This is a genomic window from Gemella haemolysans (assembly GCF_012273215.1).
Taxonomy (GTDB): domain Bacteria; phylum Bacillota; class Bacilli; order Staphylococcales; family Gemellaceae; genus Gemella; species Gemella haemolysans_A.
Map to the genome: position 1 here is coordinate 1,481,068 of NZ_CP050965.1, position 19,310 is coordinate 1,500,377.

Sequence of the window (19,310 nt, forward strand, 5' to 3'; positions counted from 1 at the left end):
ATCCCTTACCTTACCTAAGCCACTTTTATACTATGACTTAACTCCCTTCTTTATTTATTTTTTCGCTAATACTCTATAGTTTTCTACACGTCTAGTTATTCCTAGCTTATCGATATATTCTAGAATAGCCATAGAATATTTTCTACTAGAACCTGTCATATCTCTAAATTCGGCTAATCCCATTTGTTCATTCACACTAAAGTGTTCTTCTACTTTTTGAATAGCTTCTTTTAATACATCTGCATGTAATACTAAATCTGCATCTAGTCTGACTATCGTATTATCTATTAGAGATTCTAATATTTCAACTTTCGGTTTTTCTCCGTTAGTTAAATCTTTAATAGTCGGTGGTGTGAATCCTCCTTCTAGTAAAGCCTTCTCTATTCTTTCTTTTTCAGCCAATTGTTTCTTATCGTAATTAACTACGAAATCTTTTTCAGCTACTAAGTTACCTTCTAATCGAATTTCGTTGTTTTCTATAAATAGATCAAGCATCTCTAATGTTTCTTTTTGAGAAAGTTTAAACTTAGAAAGCACCTCAATTTTAGGAATACCCACTTTCAATTTGAATCTATTGTGATATTCTACTAATAATTTTTTCAGTTTTTCTAATACTTCTTCATATTTTTTCTTATGAATATATCCTAATTTAGTCTCATAAACTGTAGCTGTTTCTACTAATTGTGCTATTGACTCTACTACCTCTTCTTCTGGGAGTTGTAAATCTTTTACGATACTGTCTTTAGAAACTAAATAGTTATTGTGAGATAGTATGTAGTTAGCTATTAAATCTGATGTATTCCCTTCAAGTTGCACTTTAAGTTTTTCAAGAATTTCTTCATTAAATCTACTATGTTTTTTCGGACTAGCATCAAGAATTACCCCTCCACCTATTGTAATCATTGGTGAATAAGTACGAATGATGAATTTATCATAATTTTTAACCGCTATTTCATCTTCAAGTCTAAGTTGAGCAAAACTACTCTCTCCTGCCTTTAATAAGTCTGTTCCAAGTGGTACAACCCTTGCCATGACTTCTTCAGTACCTATGTATACACGTACTCTATCCCATAATTCAAGATTATCTCTCTCATCATTGATTAATTTAATCTCACTATCTAGCATATAAGTTTTTGTTAATGAATCTGCAGTCGCTAAAGTGTCTCCACGTTTTACATCATCAAACTTGATATTCGCTAAGTTTATCGCGGTTCTTTGACCTGCGTAGGCTCTTTCTACATCTTTTGCGTGAACTTGTATATTTCTTACTTTTGTTTTTATTCCTTTTGGATAAATAACTAGTTCATCACCTACATTTACTACACCTTCTGTAAGAGTTCCTGTAACAACAGTTCCGAATCCTTTTACCTGGAATGAACGGTCAACATTAAGTCTAGCATTTTTCTCAATATTTTTCGCTTCGATATCTTCTGTTTTCTTATCAATCGTTTCTAAAAGTTTATCTAATCCTTTTTTACTAATTGAGTCTACTTCTATAATTGGAGAGTTCTCAAGAACTGTTCCAGCGATGAATTCTCGGATATCTTCTTTAACAAGTTCACGATATTCTTCTTCAACTAAGTCTATTTTCGTCATTACGATAATGTAGTTCTCAATTCCTAGTAACGTTAATATATCAATATGCTCTTTTGTCTGAGGCATTATACCTTCTCTTGAGTCAACTAGTAATAATACTAAGTTTATTCCACTAACTCCAGCTAACATATTTTTTATAAATTTTTCATGTCCTGGAACATCAACTACACCACATCTTTTTCCACTTGGTAGATCAAAATAAGCAAATCCAAGATTTATCGACATTCCTCTGTCTTTTTCTTCTTGAGTAGTATCTGTTTCAATACCACTTAGAGCTTTTATCAGGGTTGTTTTCCCGTGATCTATATGCCCTGCAGTACCAATAATTACATTGTTGTTCATACAATTCACCTTTACACATTATATTAAGAATAGAGATTATGCGAGAGAACTTTACAAAATAGATTTTAAACTTTCTCTATAATAACCTCTATCCAAAATTTTATTTTAATTTATAATCTTTTAATTCTGTTATTATTCTTCTGATTCCAGCTTTTCTAGAATAATACAAACCACGATATTCGATTTTTTCATTTTCTAACATTTTTACAACATTATCGAAATTATCCCAAGCTGTTTTTAGCATAAATCCACAACCTACACCTATAGATGGATGTGTTGGAATAAGTGACGCTCCCATTTCTCTTTCTAGACAAATATTATCCGCCTTTATTGAATCGTGTGTACTATTAAAAACTACTAATCCTTCTTCTACCATGCTTCCTCCTACGGTTGAATTACTTTGTTAGCTTTTCTCATGTCTTCTACGATGAAGTACATATTCGTTGGATTCCCAACTGCTAAATCAATTTTGTGATAATCGATACATGCTCCACAGCAAACTATCTCTACTCCACCCTCTTCTAGTGTTTTTAGCTCTTCTAGTACGTGACTTCGAGTTTTATCTACTAAAATTCCACCATTATTGTAGAAAATAATTTTTTTAGGAAGAACTTCTTGTTCACCTAAAGCATAAAGATATGCTTTAATTAATCTTTTACCTAGTTCTTCACTACCGTGTCCCATTTGATCTTTGTTAATCACAACGATATAGCTGTCATCTTTAACTACTGGTAAAGCTTCTAATTGCGGAGTTTCTTCTCTTGTAATTTCAACTTTGAAGCCACCTTCAATATCAGAAACTTTAAACTCATAACTATTTTTATCAGCAAATTTTCTAAGACTTTCTACACTGTCTTCAGTTTTTACTAATAAAGTTACTTTCGTATCTTCTTCTAGTGCACGTGTAGCTTGAGTCACAGGAACAACACATTTATCACATAATGTATCCACTACTACACCTTCGCTCGCTTCTCCCTTAGAAATAGTAACGATATATTTATCTTTTGCTTCTTCTTTCACCGAGAAATTGAACCCTAATTGTGTAGCCATTTTTTCTAAGTTTTGAGTAGCTATAAAATTGTCTACGATTGTTTCTACTACATCATTTTCTAGTAATAATTTTTTTGTTTGAATAACTGGCATCGGACAAGCTAAGCCCTGTGCATCTAAAATTTCTTTTTTCATACTTATATTCTCCTAATGTTTTCTGAGTTATTTAATAATAACTGCCTTTTCTTGTTTTTCTATAACTTTTCCTACTATAGCACTCTTAATTTCGAGAGTGTTTAGTTTTTCTAATAACTCGTACGCTTCACTTTCTGGTAAACTTATTAAAAGTCCTCCAGATGTTTGTGGATCATACATTATTTCTTCTAATGCAAAGTCTTTAATCTGATATTCTACATTTGGCTCAATGAATGTTCTATTAAGTTGCCCCCCTGCAGTAATAACAAATTCATTTGCACATTTATAAGCTTCTTCGATATATGGAATATCTTTCGAATATACTTCTGCTGAATGTTTGCCATCCAACATTTCTACAAGATGTCCTAAAAAACCGAATCCAGTAATATCTGTACAACTGTTAACATTAAAATCTTTCATCATTTGAGCAGAATATTTATTAAGTGTTGTCATTTGTTTAACGCTTTGAGCAAATGCTTCTTCTGAACATTCTTTTACCATGTGAGCTGTATTAATAATACTTACTCCTAATGGTTTTGTTACGATTAATAAATCTCCTACTTTACAATTGTTATTTTGTAATATTTTATCAGGATGAACAATTCCTGTTACTGATAATCCATATTTTGGTGTAGCGTCATGAATAGAGTGCCCTCCTGCAAGAACCCCTCCTGCTTCATGAACCTTTTCCGCTCCACCTTTTAGTATTTGATGTAAAATTTCTAAGTCTATATTCTCTGGGAAAGCTACTATATTTAATGCTGAGATAACTTCTCCACCCATAGCGTAGACGTCACTTAGCGCATTAGTCGCTGCAATTTGTCCATATAAATATGGATCATTTATCATTGTTGTAAAGAAATCTAATGTTTGAATAATCGCCTTATCTTCGGAAATTTTATAAACGGCTGCATCATCCGAAGATTCATACCCAACTATTAAATTTTTATCTTCTTTTTTTGGAAGGTCTTTTAGTATATCTGATAAGGCTCCCGGCCCTATTTTCGAGTTTCAACCTCCGCAAACTATCATGTTCATTTTCTTCTCTGACATATTTACCTCCTATACTACTACTTATCTATAATTATACTACTTCACACTATAATTTAAAAGTATTATTTAGTTTTTTAATGTAAATTATCCTTGTTCTATTAGACATCTAGCAACCTGCTCTCCGTTAACTCTCCGACTTTTAAATACTCATGAATTTATAGAATTTTTCTGTAGTTTCTTTACTTTTTTCATCTGTAATATGAGTGTATGTATTCAATGTAGTTGTTATATCTTTGTGACCTAATCTATTTTGAATTTCTTTCGCACTCAAGTCACTTTCAAATAATAAAGTTGCGTGAGTATGGCGGAAACCGTGCGGGGTTATCTGTTTTAGTTTTGGAAAATCTCTGTATATCCTTAGTAACATACCATTAAAATAGTGTCTTGAGTTTTTTATAAATATTCCATTATTAATACTTATAAAGTTATCTAGTTCTCTATAACTCTTCAATTCTTTAATGGTTTCATCATCAAGAAATATAATTCTTTCACTTGATTTTGTTTTAGTCGTTGAGATTTTCGACTTACTTCCGATATTCATCATATTTTTACTAATAGTTAATGTTTTTTTCTTAAAATTAATATCTTTCCATGTTAAAGCCCTCAACTCTCCTAAACGAATACCAGTAAAAGCTAGTATGCGAAAAGCTACATAAGTTTCACTTGAATAATTTTCCTTAACTATTTTTAAAAACTGTAACAATTCTTTTTTAGTGTAATAATTCTTTTTCTTTTCTTCTATCTTCTTAGGTACTTTAGTTAATTTCATATAGTTGGTAGGTATTATCTCCATCTTAACAGCATAATCTAAAATTTGAACTATAGTACCTTTTATTAAAGTTACATAGCCTTTTTTATAAGTTTTTGAAACCTCATTTATAAAGTTTTGGCAATATGGCAACTTAATATTAATGATTTTTAATTCTTTAAAAACTGGTAGTATCCTTTTATCTAGAATAGTTTTTATAGTATGATAGCTACTTTCTTTTACTTGTGTTTTGTGTTGTTCTTCCCAAAGTTTGTACACATCACCAAAAGTAATATTTTCACTTCGTAGAAAGTTACTACCATTTAAAAACTCGTTCTTAGCCTTAACTATATAATTTTGTGCTTCTCTCTTTGTTCTAAACCCTTTTTTAGAAATTCTTTTTTCTTTTCCTGTGTAAACATTTTTACCAAGGTATTCATTTTTTACCTCGTAATATTTTTTATTGTCTTTACTGTTAATGTATTCTTTTATCATTTTCTCTCATTCCTCTCACTAGTGCCAGTAGTTTTATAAATAAATGAAAATGTTAGCTACATTATGTAAGATATGATATAATGAAATTATCTTTATTAGATGTATTCAAAACATCATTTTCAATTAAAATCACTGGTTTAATTCAGTGATTTTTTTATTTTGTCAAATAAAGTTAGCTTTCTCATAAAAAAACACCTTATATTTTAAATGATACAGCCTTTAAAAAGATTTTTAGGGTTATTACTCCAAAAGATAAAGAAACCTTTCAGAAGCCGTTTAAATGGCTAATATAAGAATGTAGTTTACATAACTATATAAATTTGTGTTTATATGCTATTTTTTCTTAAATCAAGTAGCAAAACACAAGAATACCGCTTCTTTCTCCAGTTAAGCAACAGATTTACTAAAAATTCAAGTGGTTGTAAAATATTAGTTGATAACCATTAGAGATATTGATAATGGAAAAAATCTCTAAATTTTCCATTTTGAGTTACTAAATTATTTCCATAATGGAAAAATCACCTGTATTTTCCATTTTGAACTGTAAGCTATTGATTTACTGTTCAAACTCAATTTTAACAATCTATCATACTAATGTATTTTTCAAGTTCTTCAATTTCATAATTCGCTATTAAGTCAGTTAAGTAATCAGCATTGTTATTAATATGATATTCATCAAAACTATTGTAGTACTTTTCTCTATCTGTAAATTTAATATTTACAGGTAGCAATCCATGTTTTATTAATTCAAAATTAAGAAGAAGTCTTCCTGTTCTTCCGTTTCCGTCTATAAAAGGATGAATACTTTCAAATTCTAAATGTAACAATGCTATAGCTTTAATAATATGATGTTCTTGTTTCCACTCCTCATATTTAACTAGCAATTCATCAATATTACTTTCTATTTCTTGCGGTTCGCTAGTCTTATGACTAGAACCTAATATTTGAACGTTAACACGTCTAAATACTCCTTTATTCTCTCTATCATGCATTAAAACCAAGCTATGTATATCTTTTATAACTTGTTTTGTCAATGGCTCGTTAACAATATCTAGAATATAATAAAAAGCGTCCTTATATCCTATTACCTCTAAATGCTCACGTACCTTTTTACCTTGAATGGTAATTCCTTGTTGTAGTATTAAAGCCGTTTCCCTTAAAGTAAGAGTGTTTCCCTCAATAGCGTTAGAGTTATACGTATTCTCTATAATAAAATTTTCTCTTAGCTTTTCAAGTTCAGTCTTGTTTAAAGGTCGAAGCTTTGCTATTTTCTCCTGTAACTTATCAATCTTATCAAACATTGTTTCACTTCCTTTTAAAAATCTGTAGTTAGTTTCACTTCATATTACTATAATCAGATACTAATACCGTTCTATCTATTCCATTTTACCTAATATAGGGGCTAGATACTTACAATCGGGCTTTTCAGTTATCTTAGATATGAAGTAAGAATTATCATAGTTTAAGATGAAGTATTGTGCTTCTGTATTTAGTGGAACATCTTCTATACATGGATAATGAGCTAAATAATATAGTGTATCTTCATTTTCTATAAATATTCCTGTAATTCCTTTAAAGCCTTTTATATCATACTTATTTTCTTTTAATACTATTGTTGTATCTTGAATTTCATGCGATTTACTTATATAAGAATATAAATTATCTTCACTTGAAACCTCAACAGTTGTTAGTTTGTTCAATTGAAATACTACTAAATTTGTTTTTATAGTTAAAAAATGATTTTCCATTTCTCTTCTAAGAAATTCATTCAACATTTTTAAACAAGGGAAATACAATAGTTTAGTTTCTATATCATCGCTACTAGAAAGTTTTAAAAGATATTCTAAATATAAAAAGGGGCTTGTAACCTTTTTATTCTTCTTAAATTCCTTATTATCTGTACTAATATCTTGACTATCCATCATTATAGCCAGTTGAAAATTTACAAAGTAGGATGTATATTTTTTTATACATTTCTCCGCTACTTCTTTATTGTGTACTATTTTATTTCTTAGTTTACTGTATTCTTCTGAAACTTCACTAATAATACTTTCTAGTACTGAATTAAACGCTTTTTCTATGCTAGAAATATCATTTATTGATATTTTACCAATATTAATACTATTAATATTGTCTATGTAGATTAAGCAAGCTTCTTTTAATTCATAACTTTCAAAAATAGAAGTATATGGATACTTACTATTCATCAATAGTACTTCAATATTATTTTCTAAAAACTCATCAATAGAACCGTACAACAATTCATTAACCGTAATACCTGCTATTTTGCTGATATTTACTAACCTTTCCTTATTAGGCAATGCCTTTCCATATTCCCACGCTTGAATATTTCCACGGCTTGCCCCAAAAAAATCACCAAATTTCTCGTAAGTATAGCCACCATTTATTCTAATCTGTCTAATCCTTTGACCTACAGCTATTTTATTTATTATGATTTTCATTTTTTCAGCTCCTTTATATTGATTATATTACATTTACCAAAAAAAATAAAGAATTTTTACCAAAAAAATACAAAATATTGCTTGACATTTTTAAAAGATGGTAATATAATAAAATTAAAGTTACCAAATAACGACTAAAAAAATAAAACAAAAATATCATATTATATTTTTTTTTATTAGTTATTACCTAAAAAATACAAAAGGTGGTGAGAAGATGAAGCTTACTGTAAATGTTGAGAAACTACAAGAGTTATTAGCTTTAAAAGGGTATAATAAATATTCTTTTTCTCGTGCTAGTGGTATTAGTGATGAAACACTAAGAAAAATATTAAAAGATGAAGTATCTAGCCCAAAAATGGCAAAACGTATTTCAGAAGCTCTTGAAATCGACTTAACGGAAGTATTTTCGTTAGCATGAAAACAAGATACTACAAATAAAAAAGCTTTGCATTAAATTAAAATGCGAGTCAGTCTAAATAAAAAATTCTTATCTAAAACTATTTGTTAAATCAAACAAATGGAGTGTTCAAAATGAGCAAATGGAAATATTCAAAATGAGCAATTCTGAATTGTTCAAAATGAGCCAACCAATACATAAGAATAAAAAAGAGAATAAATAAAGATATATATAACATCATTCATCATAATATATATTATATATAGGGTGGACAAAATAGGAACATCGAAGTAGACAAAATGACCACTTCACAAGTGGACAAAATGACCATATCTGAAATGGACAAAATGACCACACCTATACCAAATAATAAAAAATAATAACAATGATTTATATTATATCATCATTCATCATAATATATATAGGGGGTGATTTGACTGAATGAGAGATAAAAAAAGAACCTTATAATAACTAAGAACAACGACCAAGAAGACTAGTTATATAAAGGTTTAAAGAAAGCTATTTATTAATAATAACTTACTTTTATTATATCGTAAGAACCCTTATTAGTAAATAGCAAATCTCAAAATAAATATAGCTATCTAAATTTGTTGAATAGATTTTCTAATGAGTTTAAACCTACTCTACAGATTTAAAGAACACGTTAGAGTTTATATAAACATTTATTTAGCGAACAGTATTTATTTTGAAAAGAATAGAATTACTATACTCTATTCATCTATTTAATTTAATAAGGGCTTTTTGTCACGCCCTAGAAACGAGGTAAAAGACAATGACAAACACAAATATAATAAAAATTGATGGCAATACAGTAGAGGTAATAAGTGAAACATTACATATTACTGATATTAATAATAAAACAGAGTGGACTAGCGTTGAACTTGTAGACGTTATAAACCATTTTAGAACTCTAGACGGAAAGAAAACAATGTTACAGCATAAAACTTTACTTGAAATTATACGTGATGAATTTAACGAAGAAATCAACGAGCAAAATTTTCTGCCCGTTAACTTTTATACAGATAAAAAAGGCGAACAACGTCCAATGTATAAACTTTCAAATTCACAAGCCAAACAGATATTAGTAAGAGAAAGCAAAGCTGTAAGGCGTGCGGTTATCAACCTACTAGAGTACCTAGAGCAACATAACGAGCATAATCTTAATGTTTTAAATGAGCGTGAAGCTTATTTATATGAGCAAGGCTTAATTATTGATACTGTTGATAAAATGGCGGATTTGATAAAGAAAACTAAAGAACTTAGCAATAAAAAAGATATTTGCCAAAGAATTATCAATCTTATCAATGCTAGTCAAAGTAGTGTACCATTGCCAACTAGAACGCATTACACTACTACTTATAATTAAAAGGCGGTAAAGTATTATGAAACAAACAAAAATGAATAACGAGCACAAAGAAATGTACATTAATACTTTATGTTTAGCATTGGTAGGGTTTCCGTTAGTGTATGCTTTCACCTACATTATAGCCCGATTTATGGACGTATTTTATTAAAGAAAGGTAACAATAGATTATGGAAGTTGTTTTAACTGAAAATCAAAGTTTGAAGATTAAAGAGCAAATTGCTAATTTAATCAATGAAGTTATACAGGAAAAAATGAACACTATAAACCCCGAAAAAAGATACTTTACACGTACCGAACTACAAAAGTACCTAAGTATAGGAGCTAGTAGCATGGAGCAACTACAAGCGTTAGGGCTTCATTATGTAAAGGTTGGTAATAGACATTTATTTGATATTCAAGAAGTATATGATATTTTTGAAAATCACAAAGTAAGATAGTTAGCTAGAAGATATGAAAGTATCACTACAAAATATTAATAGATTATCGAAAGATATTCTGTAATTGGCATAGACCATTTACGAGATAAAACAATTTTAAAAAAAATAAAATAAAGTTCCAGTAGTTTTATAAGTAAATGAGAATGTAGCTATTTAAAGCACGTATGAGCCTTTTAAAGTATTTCTTAGGTGAAATCATATCAAAGGAAATTTAACGGCTTGTACGTGCGTTTATTTTAATCTACACAAGCATTTATTTAGAATATCGCTTCTCTACTTGTACTAGTGAAATAAAATGAAGCGAAGTAAAATTTATTCATAAGGAGAAAGTAAAATGAACAAATTAGAAAATATAACAAAAGGCGGTTTAAACAACCTCCAAGAGAAAGCTAACCATATCATGAGTGAACATAACTCAACACCTAGTAATAATGAGGAAGTTTACAAACAGTATCTAGCATTACTAGATTTTTTAAAAGATTTTCTAACACTAAGCCCTATCTTAGAAACAACTATTGAAACGGCAGTTAAGATACAAGATAGTGAAGTATTTAGAAATAAGATTATCGATAATGAAATTGATACTTTGAGAAAAACTCTAAAAGAATATGAGGTTAAAGATTTGAATGATAACTCAACAGAAATAGAGCTATTAAAATATCATTTTCATAATATTATCGACTTTAGAATAAAAGTTTTGGATAAGGTCAAAGAAACTTATTCTAAAAATGAAGATACATTAATAATTAAATTTTAAGAGGTAAAACCATGGAAATAAAAGACTTTAAAGAACACGTACTTAAAACTTTGTTAGAGTATGAACAGCTAAACAAAGAATTACAAACAGTTAGAGAAACTTATATTACAGCCTTATCTAATTTTTACAAAGATAATAGAGTATTTTTTTGTACAGATAAAGAGGAACTTGTAAGAGAATTTTTTAACAGTGAAATTTTTAATCAAGCCCACTTTTTAACAATTCATAAATCACTAATTAATGAAGTTGAAACAAATGTGAAAATTAAACACACTGAACTTGTAGAAGCGTTCAACATGTTAGATAAGTTATGGGAGAGAAAAGAAAACTAGCTTGTATTAGCTAATATTTTGCTTGTTAAAGCTCAAGAATAAATAAAATGGTATATTTTCACCAAAAAAGAAAATAAACAGCTTAGAAGTCGTTTAAATAATTCTGAATTTTAAGTACAGAAAATTTATTTCTTGTGTACAAGTCGAGATTAGACAACTTAAACGATATTGTAAGCTAGAAAGGAACAAATACAATGTATTACGTAGAACCGTTAAAGAACAAGGAAGATATAAAAATCCTTGATAGTTATTTTAAACAGCAAAATTCTAGAAATCACTTGTTATTTAACTTAGGTATTAATACACCTATGAGAGTTAATCAATTAGTAAAGTTAAAGGTACGTGATGTGCTAGATAAGGAAGAAATAACAGTAACAGTTGGTAGAAAGGTCATATCATTTCCGTTAGGTAAAAAACTACAGAAATTGATAAAAGATTATTGTTTAGATAAAGAAACTAATGACTTTCTTTTTAAATCTTTGAGACTAAAAAGAGGTTATAAACCACTAACAGAAAACTATGTAAACAAAATTATAAAAAATGCAAGTCAAGAATGTAATATAAATAATATTGGTGCTAGTTCATTGCGAAAAACATTCGCATATTTCTATTATGAGCGAACTAAAGATATTCGTAGTTTAATGAAACTACTAAACCACCATGACCAATATTTTACTTTGCAATACATAGGAAAAAACGAGCGTTTCTATAATGAAAATTTCATAGAATGGGAAGAACTTTAACTATAAAAATAAAAAATATTTTTGTTCATTCCTCTTGTAGGTGATATGTGGAATAAAAATAAGTAAAAGTTGTTGAATATCTTGAAGAGAAAAGAAAAAACTATATATATAGCTATGTGTCACTTTATAAGATATGGTACATAGTGAACGACTAAAATATATATTTTTAATATTTGTCAGTCAGTCAATCAACAGTCAGTCAATCAATAATAATGCTAGCTAAACTTATTTCATTAATTGTTAAAATTGATTTTATATCTATTGGAACAATAAAAATAAATTCAAGAAAGGAGTTGTTACTTTGATTTATACACAAACAGGAACAGTAACAAACAAACTTAAAAAAGTAAAAAGTCAGTCTTCCCCTTTTGATACCTTAGCAATAACACCAGTAGACATCATAGGAGATAACGAAGACAAAGAGCATTATAAACGTTATAAAGCTACTCAATTCGTAAGTGGTGAATTTAGCGAGGAAGAACACAAGCCGATAATCAGAAATAACGAGAATTTATATTATAGAGATTTAATAATAATCGATATTGATGAAATAGAGCTTAACAGTACTCAAGCAATTAATTTAATTGAACGTGAACTACAGGAATTTAAATATTTATTGTATGCTACTCTTAACCATACAGAAGAAAAACCACGTTTTAGGCTTGTTTTAGAGCCAACAAAGAAAATGAATGAGAGTGAGTATAAAACTACTATAATTCATGTTATGACTTTGTTAAATATGAATTTTGATGAACATAGTTTCACATGGTCACAACCGCAAGGAGCACCGATAACCACTAAGAGTAATAGTAATAACTATATTTTCATCAAGAACGTACAAGGAAATAAATTTCCAGTACAAAAACAAGAACAGGTTTATATTAATGAGAATAAAAATATATTAATTTCTCATGATATAGCAATTAAAGGAGTATGTGAGTATGTAGCAAAAAATAGTTCTAATTTACAAAGTAGAACTAATTTTCTTTCTTGTATTATGGTACTTTGTAAAGCCGTTTTAAACAAAGAAATAGAATATAGTACGGGGCTTGAGTGTAGTAGACTGTTAGCAACTATTCCTAATAGTTTTCCAAAATGGGAGCAAGAAAACCAACAAATTTTCATTGATGAATTAAAAAGGTCAAAAGGTAATGTTAATTATTTTAAAACGCCATACAACTTTACTGATAGATTTTTATATAAATTCGATAAGAAGCAAAATAACAAAAGTAACGAAAAAAAGAAAGGAGATTTTACATTGTTTGATTTAATGAATACAATAGAAAATTTAAGAGAAATTAAATTTAATGAGGTGAAAGATTTAATAGAAATCAAGAGAGAGGGAAAATTTGAAACACTAAACAATAAAGATATAAACTTATTAAGGCTAGATTTATCAAAACTGAAAAAAGTTAATTTTTCATCAGAGGATATTAAAACCGCATTATATGGAGTAAGTGATAAAAATAAATATCACCCTATAAAGCAACTTATAGAGCCTGTAGAATGGGATGGAATAGAACGAGCGGAAACATTTTTTATAGACTGTTTAGGAGTTGAAGATAACGCAGTTAATAGAGAGGTTTCTCGAAAATGGCTGTTAGCTTGTATTACTAGACTGTACAAAAAAGGGTGTAAATTTGATGAAATGTTAATATTATTCGGTGGTCAAGGTATTGGGAAAAGTACTACTCTTGAACGTTTAGCACTAGATACATTCTATACAAAAGTTACAGGTAAATTAAACGATAATACCATTTTACAAACTTCACAAAGTTGGCTGGTTGAATTAGACGAGTTAAGCACCTTATTAAGAACACCTACACAAGAGTTTAAATCGTGGTTATCTTCAAGAAAAGATACTACTAGAGCACCATACGAAGCCCAACCAACAGATTTTTATAGAGGGTTTGTAGTCTTAGGTACTACTAATGATAACAAGATATTAAAAGACCATACAGGTAACAGAAGATTTTGGATATTAGAGTGCAATGAAGATAAAATTAAAAAATCAATTTTCAACGTAGAAGAAAAAGAAATACTTCAAATATGGGCGGAAGTCAAAACATGGTATAATAAAAATGAAAGTCTTTTATTAAGTGAAGAAACTAAAAAGCTAATGGAAGAAAAAACAGAAAACTATGTTATACCTATTCCATATACTGATGAAATAAAGAATATTACTAATATAAAATTTCCTCGTAACTGGAAAGAAATTGTACATGGTAAACACAAGTTTAGGTTACATAGATACGTTTCAGATATGTTAAACGCTGGAACAAGTACAGAAGATATTTCTCAAGATGTATTACTAGATGATATTACTACACAAGAACTTTTCTTCTTACTAACTGGAAACTACAAAACAACTTTAAATGGTGTACAAGCTACTAAAGATTTTAGTAATGTTTTTAGTAAACTGGAAAATTGGAGATATTCTAAAAATATTGCAAGAGGAGAAAAAAGTAATTTAAGAGGTTATAAGAGAACACCTTAATAATGGCAATTAAAGACATTAAAAAATAAGCTAACGCCATTGATAAAATGTTGTTATATCAACGATAAATGACATTAGGGCGTTAAAAGCATTATTCCTATATATATAATATAAATAATAAATATATATATTATATAGTATATATTCCCTCTAAGTAGAAACAAGATAACGCCAGTTAATGCTACAATGTCCTAAGCCTTTTATATCAACGATTAATAGAAAGCGTTAGAATAAAACTCAAACGGTATTTTTAACGCCCACTATAAATATCTTGAAAATTAATATGTAGTAACTAGCAAATATTACACATTAATCCTCTTGAATAAAGAAAGATATTACACAATTAATAAAAATAGTTCTTCAAGAGTATTTTTCAAAAATTTACAATGATATATTTTAGAAAGAAAGCTAATCAAGTTAAGATAACAAGATTAGTTTTCTTTATTTTGCTATTATTTTAAATGCTAACAGCTTTTAAGAGGTAGAAAGGTATAATTGTACCAAAATAAAAATAGAATGCTTATACACCGTTAAAATGGCTCTTGATTTTAGGATAAGAACTTGAAACAGAAAAATATATAGTATATCATTAGATTATTAAAAGAGAGAGGTTAACTCATTATGAATGATAACTCACCGAAGCAATATGATATTGAATGTTTAGAAGATATACATGATTTAATAATAATGAATGAGTATGAAGAAAGAAAAGCAAATAATGAAGTTGAATATATATCTTTTGAAGAGATGAAAGAAGTACTTGATATATAGAGATTATTGCAAAGAACAAGTACTGATTTAAGTTTTTATTTCTTACTATATTTAAGTAAAAATTCCTTGTAATTACACAAAATATTATTTACAATAAAGGTATAAGATAACATTTTTAAAAGGGAGTAGATTTATATGTTAGAATTAAAAATATTTTATAGAACTGGTGTAGAAACATTTTATTGTACAAATTACAATGCTATGTTAGATACAATATCAGATGAAGTTAGTAAAGATATTATAAATGACTTGCTAATATACATTGAAGATATTGTTTTACTTGAGAATAAGGGAGTTATGAACGAGAAACTTTATAATAAATATTTACGTAGACTAAAAGAACAGCAATACAAAGAAATAATATTACTATATCTTGAGAAATTAGGGTTAGATTATGAGATTAATAAATTAAAACGTTCTGAAAGTAAATAACAGAAATTAGTAATAGCTATTTGAAATAATTTTAAATTATTAGAAATGAAATCAGATGAAGATTAAAAAAATTCTAGTAATTAAGATTAAGTCAAATAGCCCTTTTTTTATCATCTTTAAATACGTAATTTAATTTATAAGCACTCTAGAGCCTTGATACACTTGACTTTTTAAAAATACTCTCCGAAAACTCTCCGAAGTTAGAGAAAAAAACCTATTTTTTGGTGAAAATTATTTTAGAAACTGAAAAGCAAAATAGAAATATTTTAAGATAAACAAATTTAATTGTTAGTAAAAATATACACATTCAAAAGCTAGATATTTTAAATACTGGTATGTGCATTTTTTACACATACCATACTACATTATTTATTTAAAGTGAATTAATAGAGATTAATATAAATCGCATAGAGCTAAGTTAATATAGGTTGGTGCATTTTGCACTAACTCTATTATTTAAGTTGGTGTATTTTGCACTAACAAACAAAATATTAAACCCTCTGTATACCTTTTGTATACCCTCTACTCTACATACAAAACCTAGCAATTATACAAGGTACATTTAGTATACTGGAGTATACAGGAGCTTTCTTATTCTACCTAATTTTAATAAAAGGTATTTATCTTTAAAGAATATCTAAATAAGAATTAGAAGAGTACAGATATTCAAGGGAAGTAATATTATATGGTGGTAATTGTGTACACTACATTAATGCTCAAGATAGCTAAGTACATATACTAATATCATATACAAGTAATTAAGATTATGTATAGAAATCTAAATAGGTTGATTAATCGTATCAGATACTAGAGGATAAGCAACACTAATATATATTCATTCGGTTATATCATATCATTATATATTCATAGATAGCTAACTAATGTAGATTGATATGTACTATACTATTGGGCTTATTCCAGTTACCTAATCACCTTATACCATATGGCTATATACTTGATACAAGTATCATGATTGAATAGGTTTGTTATAAGTGATAGATAGATAGATACATCAAGTAAGTAGTGATAATGAACTAAGATGTAAAGATAGTGTGATAGTAGATTAGATTAATATGTTATCAATGAATGTAATATGATTATGAAAAGAATAAATAAAAGATTAAATGATTTAAACAAAAGAATAAATATTAATTAGTTTAATTGTATTTAACATTAAAGATAAAAGATTGAAAGATACAAAGGCATGAGCCAAGCCAAGGGCTAAGGGTAGCATAAAGATATATTACTACAAAAGGTATGAGGTGTACTTCCCTTAATTGAGAAGACCGCCCCCCCTATTAAAAATCTTGAAAAATAAAAAATCTTAAAGACCAACCTGCCCTCATTCATTCACAATAGCACGAACTCATTAACGATTATTGGAAAAAATCAAGACAAAAAAAAGAACCTCTCACTTAATTTTGAGAAGTCTTCCAATGTTTGCTAAACTTATTACTACAGTAATTATAAACCATTAAAAATAAAAAATCAATAGTTATTCTTTCTTAAAATTCATCATAAAAAATATAGAAAAATGTAGTTAAAAATACTTACTATAAATTTAATAAAAAAAGAAAAACGCTAAGGGGGGCAACCCAAAGCGTAATAAATAAGCATATATCTGCAAAGATGGGCGACCTGTACCGTCCATCTTCCTTAAAATTATTATAACATATACTTCTAAAGAATAAAAGTTATAATGTAGTTACAAAAAATAAAAAAGCCTAGTGCCACAAACACTAAGCAAAAATAGAATTCATTCTTTAAGCGAGCATGTTCCCGCAAAAAATATTATAACATAGCTCTACAAAGAAAGTAAAACGATATACTAGAAATATTCAAAATTCTTGTTAAACTACTTTAATTTCATAATAAAAAACAGATAGTGAAATACTACCTGTTGTCTCATTTATTTATAGAACTACTGGCACTTATTTTATGTGTTTTTGTTTCCGAAAACTCTCCGAACTCTCTCCGAAAACTCTTAAAATTTGATATTGTATAGAAATCTATTTACTTAATAAGATACTATTATATCAATGGTTAGAAGTATTTTACATTAAAGTGAAATAGTATCATTATCAAAAGTATTATTTAGTTTTTTAATGTAAAATAGACAACCAACAGATAGTAATTTTCATCTGTTAATTGTCTATAATTTTATTTATTATTTTTTAAAACTTACGTGAACGTGGTCATAGTGGTTCGCAGTTACTCCACCACGGTCAGGCATAATATTCCATGTATTGGCTGGTCCATAGATATTATTTTGTGTCATATAGTATTTTTGTTTCCAGATAATGTAATAAACCCCAAGTTCATCCATGTGCTTAGTTAAATACTCCGCAAGTTGATCACCTTGTGCTGAGTTTACAGGCACCATGAAGTCTACAGCCATACCTTAGTTATGTCCGTGACCAGTTCCATCATCATCACCCGCTCTAAATAGTGAGAAGCTCTTAATTCCAAATTTTTTCGCTAAAGCTACTTTCATTTTTTTAGTATGTGGAGTTAAACCATTCATCGCAGGATCTGCTAATTCTGCAGCAGTTACTTCTGGTAATCCTCCAGCTACTGTAGTTGTTTGTTTTGCTTCAGCTGCTTTTTTAGCTTCGGCTTCTTTCGCTACTTTTGCCTTCGCTTCAGCTTCTTTTGCTGCTTTTGCTTCTGTTTCTTGTTTTAATTTAGCGTCAGCCGCTGCTTTTGCTTCTGCTGTTTTCTTAGCTTCTGCTTCTTTCGCTACTTTTGCTTTCGCATCCGTTTCTTGTTTTAATCTAGCATCTTCAGTTGCTTTTGTTTCTGCTGCTTTCTTAGCTTCTGCTTCTTTTGCTGCTTTTACTTTTGCATCTGCTTCTTGTTTTGCTTTTGCATCCGCTACTGCTTTTGCTTCAGCTGCTTTCTTAGCTTTTGCTTCTTCTTTAGCTTTTTGTTCAGCTGTTACTTCTCTCTTCTCAGCAAGTTGATCTAAAGTTGTTTTCTTTTCAGTATTTTTATCTACTGGCTTAGTCGCTTGTTCTTGAGAATCAGCAACCTCTACATCATAGCTCACAACAGCGTTGAAAGTGTGATCCCCTAAAGTTACAACAGATTTAACAGTTTCTCTTTTAACTGCAGTATGTGGTAATTTTCTAGTAGGTACATCAGCATTTATGTCGATTTCATACTCTACTACTTCTCCTACTTTAATAGTCTCTTTTTTAACTACATATTCTTTTCTATCTTCTGTAGTTACTCGTGCAACTACATTAGTAACATTTTTAGCTGTTGTAAGTTTCACATAGTAGTGTCCATCTTTTTCATAAACACTAGCTTTTACATCTTTTTTATTAACATTAACTGCTGCATTATTAACTTCATTGGCAACTGTAACTGCTCCAGATGCTCCAACTAATAATACTAACCCTGTTAATATTCTTCTAGTCAATTTCGTCTTACTCATTAAATTTCTCCTAAAATTTATTGTTGAGTCAATTATATCTAATTTACGTATTTTAATCAATAGAATTTCTGATTTGTAATAAACCCCAACTTTCATTACATTTTCGTTACAACTTTTTATTAAATCACATTAGCATTAGAATAAGTTTTAATAGGGTATAATTAGTTACAATTGTAGATGAGTATGACAATAATATCTTCAAATTGTAATATAAAAAACTAACTAACATCTAATTTT

18 protein-coding genes are annotated in these 19,310 nt (G+C 28.6%); 9 read left to right on the forward strand and 9 right to left on the reverse strand.

Annotation, left to right across the window (positions count from 1 at the left end; all coding sequences use genetic code 11):
* Window positions 1-54: 54 nt before the first annotated feature.
* From selB to FOC48_RS07110, 7 genes are all read right to left on the reverse strand, one after another.
* Complete coding sequence (gene selB / locus FOC48_RS07080) at window positions 55-1,938, reverse strand: selenocysteine-specific translation elongation factor (RefSeq protein WP_003147348.1); 1,884 nt, start codon at window positions 1,936-1,938, stop codon at window positions 55-57.
* A gap of 100 nt (window positions 1,939-2,038) precedes the next feature.
* Window positions 2,039-2,314, reverse strand: a complete 276-nt coding sequence (locus tag FOC48_RS07085; protein ID WP_003147349.1) for a putative Se/S carrier protein — start codon at window positions 2,312-2,314, stop codon at window positions 2,039-2,041.
* An 8-nt stretch (window positions 2,315-2,322) separates the two neighbouring features.
* A complete protein-coding gene (gene yedF / locus FOC48_RS07090) occupies window positions 2,323-3,123 on the reverse strand; it encodes a sulfurtransferase-like selenium metabolism protein YedF (RefSeq protein WP_003147350.1) in 801 nt (266 codons plus the stop codon).
* Window positions 3,124-3,150: 27 nt separating this feature from the next.
* On the reverse strand, window positions 3,151-4,125 hold the full coding sequence (selD, locus tag FOC48_RS07095) for a selenide, water dikinase SelD (protein ID WP_196792848.1): 975 nt from the start codon (window positions 4,123-4,125) through the stop codon (window positions 3,151-3,153).
* Window positions 4,126-4,315: 190 nt separating this feature from the next.
* Window positions 4,316-5,419, reverse strand: coding sequence for a tyrosine-type recombinase/integrase (locus FOC48_RS07100; RefSeq protein WP_003147352.1), 1,104 nt, complete (start codon window positions 5,417-5,419; stop codon window positions 4,316-4,318).
* Window positions 5,420-5,994: 575 nt separating this feature from the next.
* Window positions 5,995-6,720 (reverse strand): Fic family protein, encoded by a 726-nt coding sequence (locus FOC48_RS07105; protein ID WP_003147353.1) that lies wholly within the window; start codon window positions 6,718-6,720, stop codon window positions 5,995-5,997.
* A gap of 75 nt (window positions 6,721-6,795) precedes the next feature.
* Window positions 6,796-7,881, reverse strand: coding sequence for a helix-turn-helix domain-containing protein (locus FOC48_RS07110; RefSeq protein ID WP_003147354.1), 1,086 nt, complete (start codon window positions 7,879-7,881; stop codon window positions 6,796-6,798).
* 214 nt (window positions 7,882-8,095) lie between these two features.
* Here FOC48_RS07110 and FOC48_RS07115 point away from each other — a divergent pair, with 214 nt between their 5' ends.
* From FOC48_RS07115 to FOC48_RS07155, 9 genes are all read left to right on the forward strand, one after another.
* Complete coding sequence (locus tag FOC48_RS07115; protein ID WP_003147356.1) at window positions 8,096-8,299, forward strand: helix-turn-helix domain-containing protein; 204 nt, start codon at window positions 8,096-8,098, stop codon at window positions 8,297-8,299.
* Between the two features lie 772 nt (window positions 8,300-9,071).
* Window positions 9,072-9,665, forward strand: coding sequence for a hypothetical protein (locus FOC48_RS07120; RefSeq protein WP_003147357.1), 594 nt, complete (start codon window positions 9,072-9,074; stop codon window positions 9,663-9,665).
* 167 nt (window positions 9,666-9,832) lie between these two features.
* Window positions 9,833-10,102: a hypothetical protein gene (locus tag FOC48_RS07125; RefSeq protein ID WP_003144050.1), complete on the forward strand. Its 270-nt coding sequence runs from the start codon at window positions 9,833-9,835 to the stop codon at window positions 10,100-10,102.
* 334 nt (window positions 10,103-10,436) lie between these two features.
* Window positions 10,437-10,859, forward strand: a complete 423-nt coding sequence (locus tag FOC48_RS07130; protein WP_003147359.1) for a hypothetical protein — start codon at window positions 10,437-10,439, stop codon at window positions 10,857-10,859.
* Between the two features lie 11 nt (window positions 10,860-10,870).
* Window positions 10,871-11,191 carry a hypothetical protein gene (locus FOC48_RS07135; protein WP_003147360.1) on the forward strand — a complete coding sequence of 107 codons (321 nt, stop codon included), beginning with the start codon at window positions 10,871-10,873 and terminating at the stop codon, window positions 11,189-11,191.
* Window positions 11,192-11,385: 194 nt separating this feature from the next.
* Window positions 11,386-11,934 carry a tyrosine-type recombinase/integrase gene (locus tag FOC48_RS07140; RefSeq protein ID WP_003147362.1) on the forward strand — a complete coding sequence of 183 codons (549 nt, stop codon included), beginning with the start codon at window positions 11,386-11,388 and terminating at the stop codon, window positions 11,932-11,934.
* Between the two features lie 301 nt (window positions 11,935-12,235).
* Entirely contained in the window at window positions 12,236-14,431 is a 2,196-nt protein-coding gene (locus tag FOC48_RS07145; protein ID WP_003147363.1) for a virulence-associated E family protein, read from the forward strand.
* Window positions 14,432-15,052: 621 nt separating this feature from the next.
* On the forward strand, window positions 15,053-15,202 hold the full coding sequence (locus tag FOC48_RS07150) for a hypothetical protein (RefSeq protein ID WP_003147366.1): 150 nt from the start codon (window positions 15,053-15,055) through the stop codon (window positions 15,200-15,202).
* A 135-nt stretch (window positions 15,203-15,337) separates the two neighbouring features.
* Complete coding sequence (locus FOC48_RS07155) at window positions 15,338-15,634, forward strand: hypothetical protein (protein ID WP_003147367.1); 297 nt, start codon at window positions 15,338-15,340, stop codon at window positions 15,632-15,634.
* 2,167 nt (window positions 15,635-17,801) lie between these two features.
* On the opposite strand, the gene FOC48_RS07160 is transcribed toward FOC48_RS07155, so the two are convergent.
* Window positions 17,802-18,032, reverse strand: coding sequence for a VldE C-terminal domain-containing protein (locus tag FOC48_RS07160; RefSeq protein ID WP_003147368.1), 231 nt, complete (start codon window positions 18,030-18,032; stop codon window positions 17,802-17,804).
* Between the two features lie 3 nt (window positions 18,033-18,035).
* On the reverse strand, window positions 18,036-19,073 hold the full coding sequence (locus FOC48_RS07165; protein ID WP_216842912.1) for a hypothetical protein: 1,038 nt from the start codon (window positions 19,071-19,073) through the stop codon (window positions 18,036-18,038).
* Window positions 19,074-19,310 lie beyond the last annotated feature (237 nt).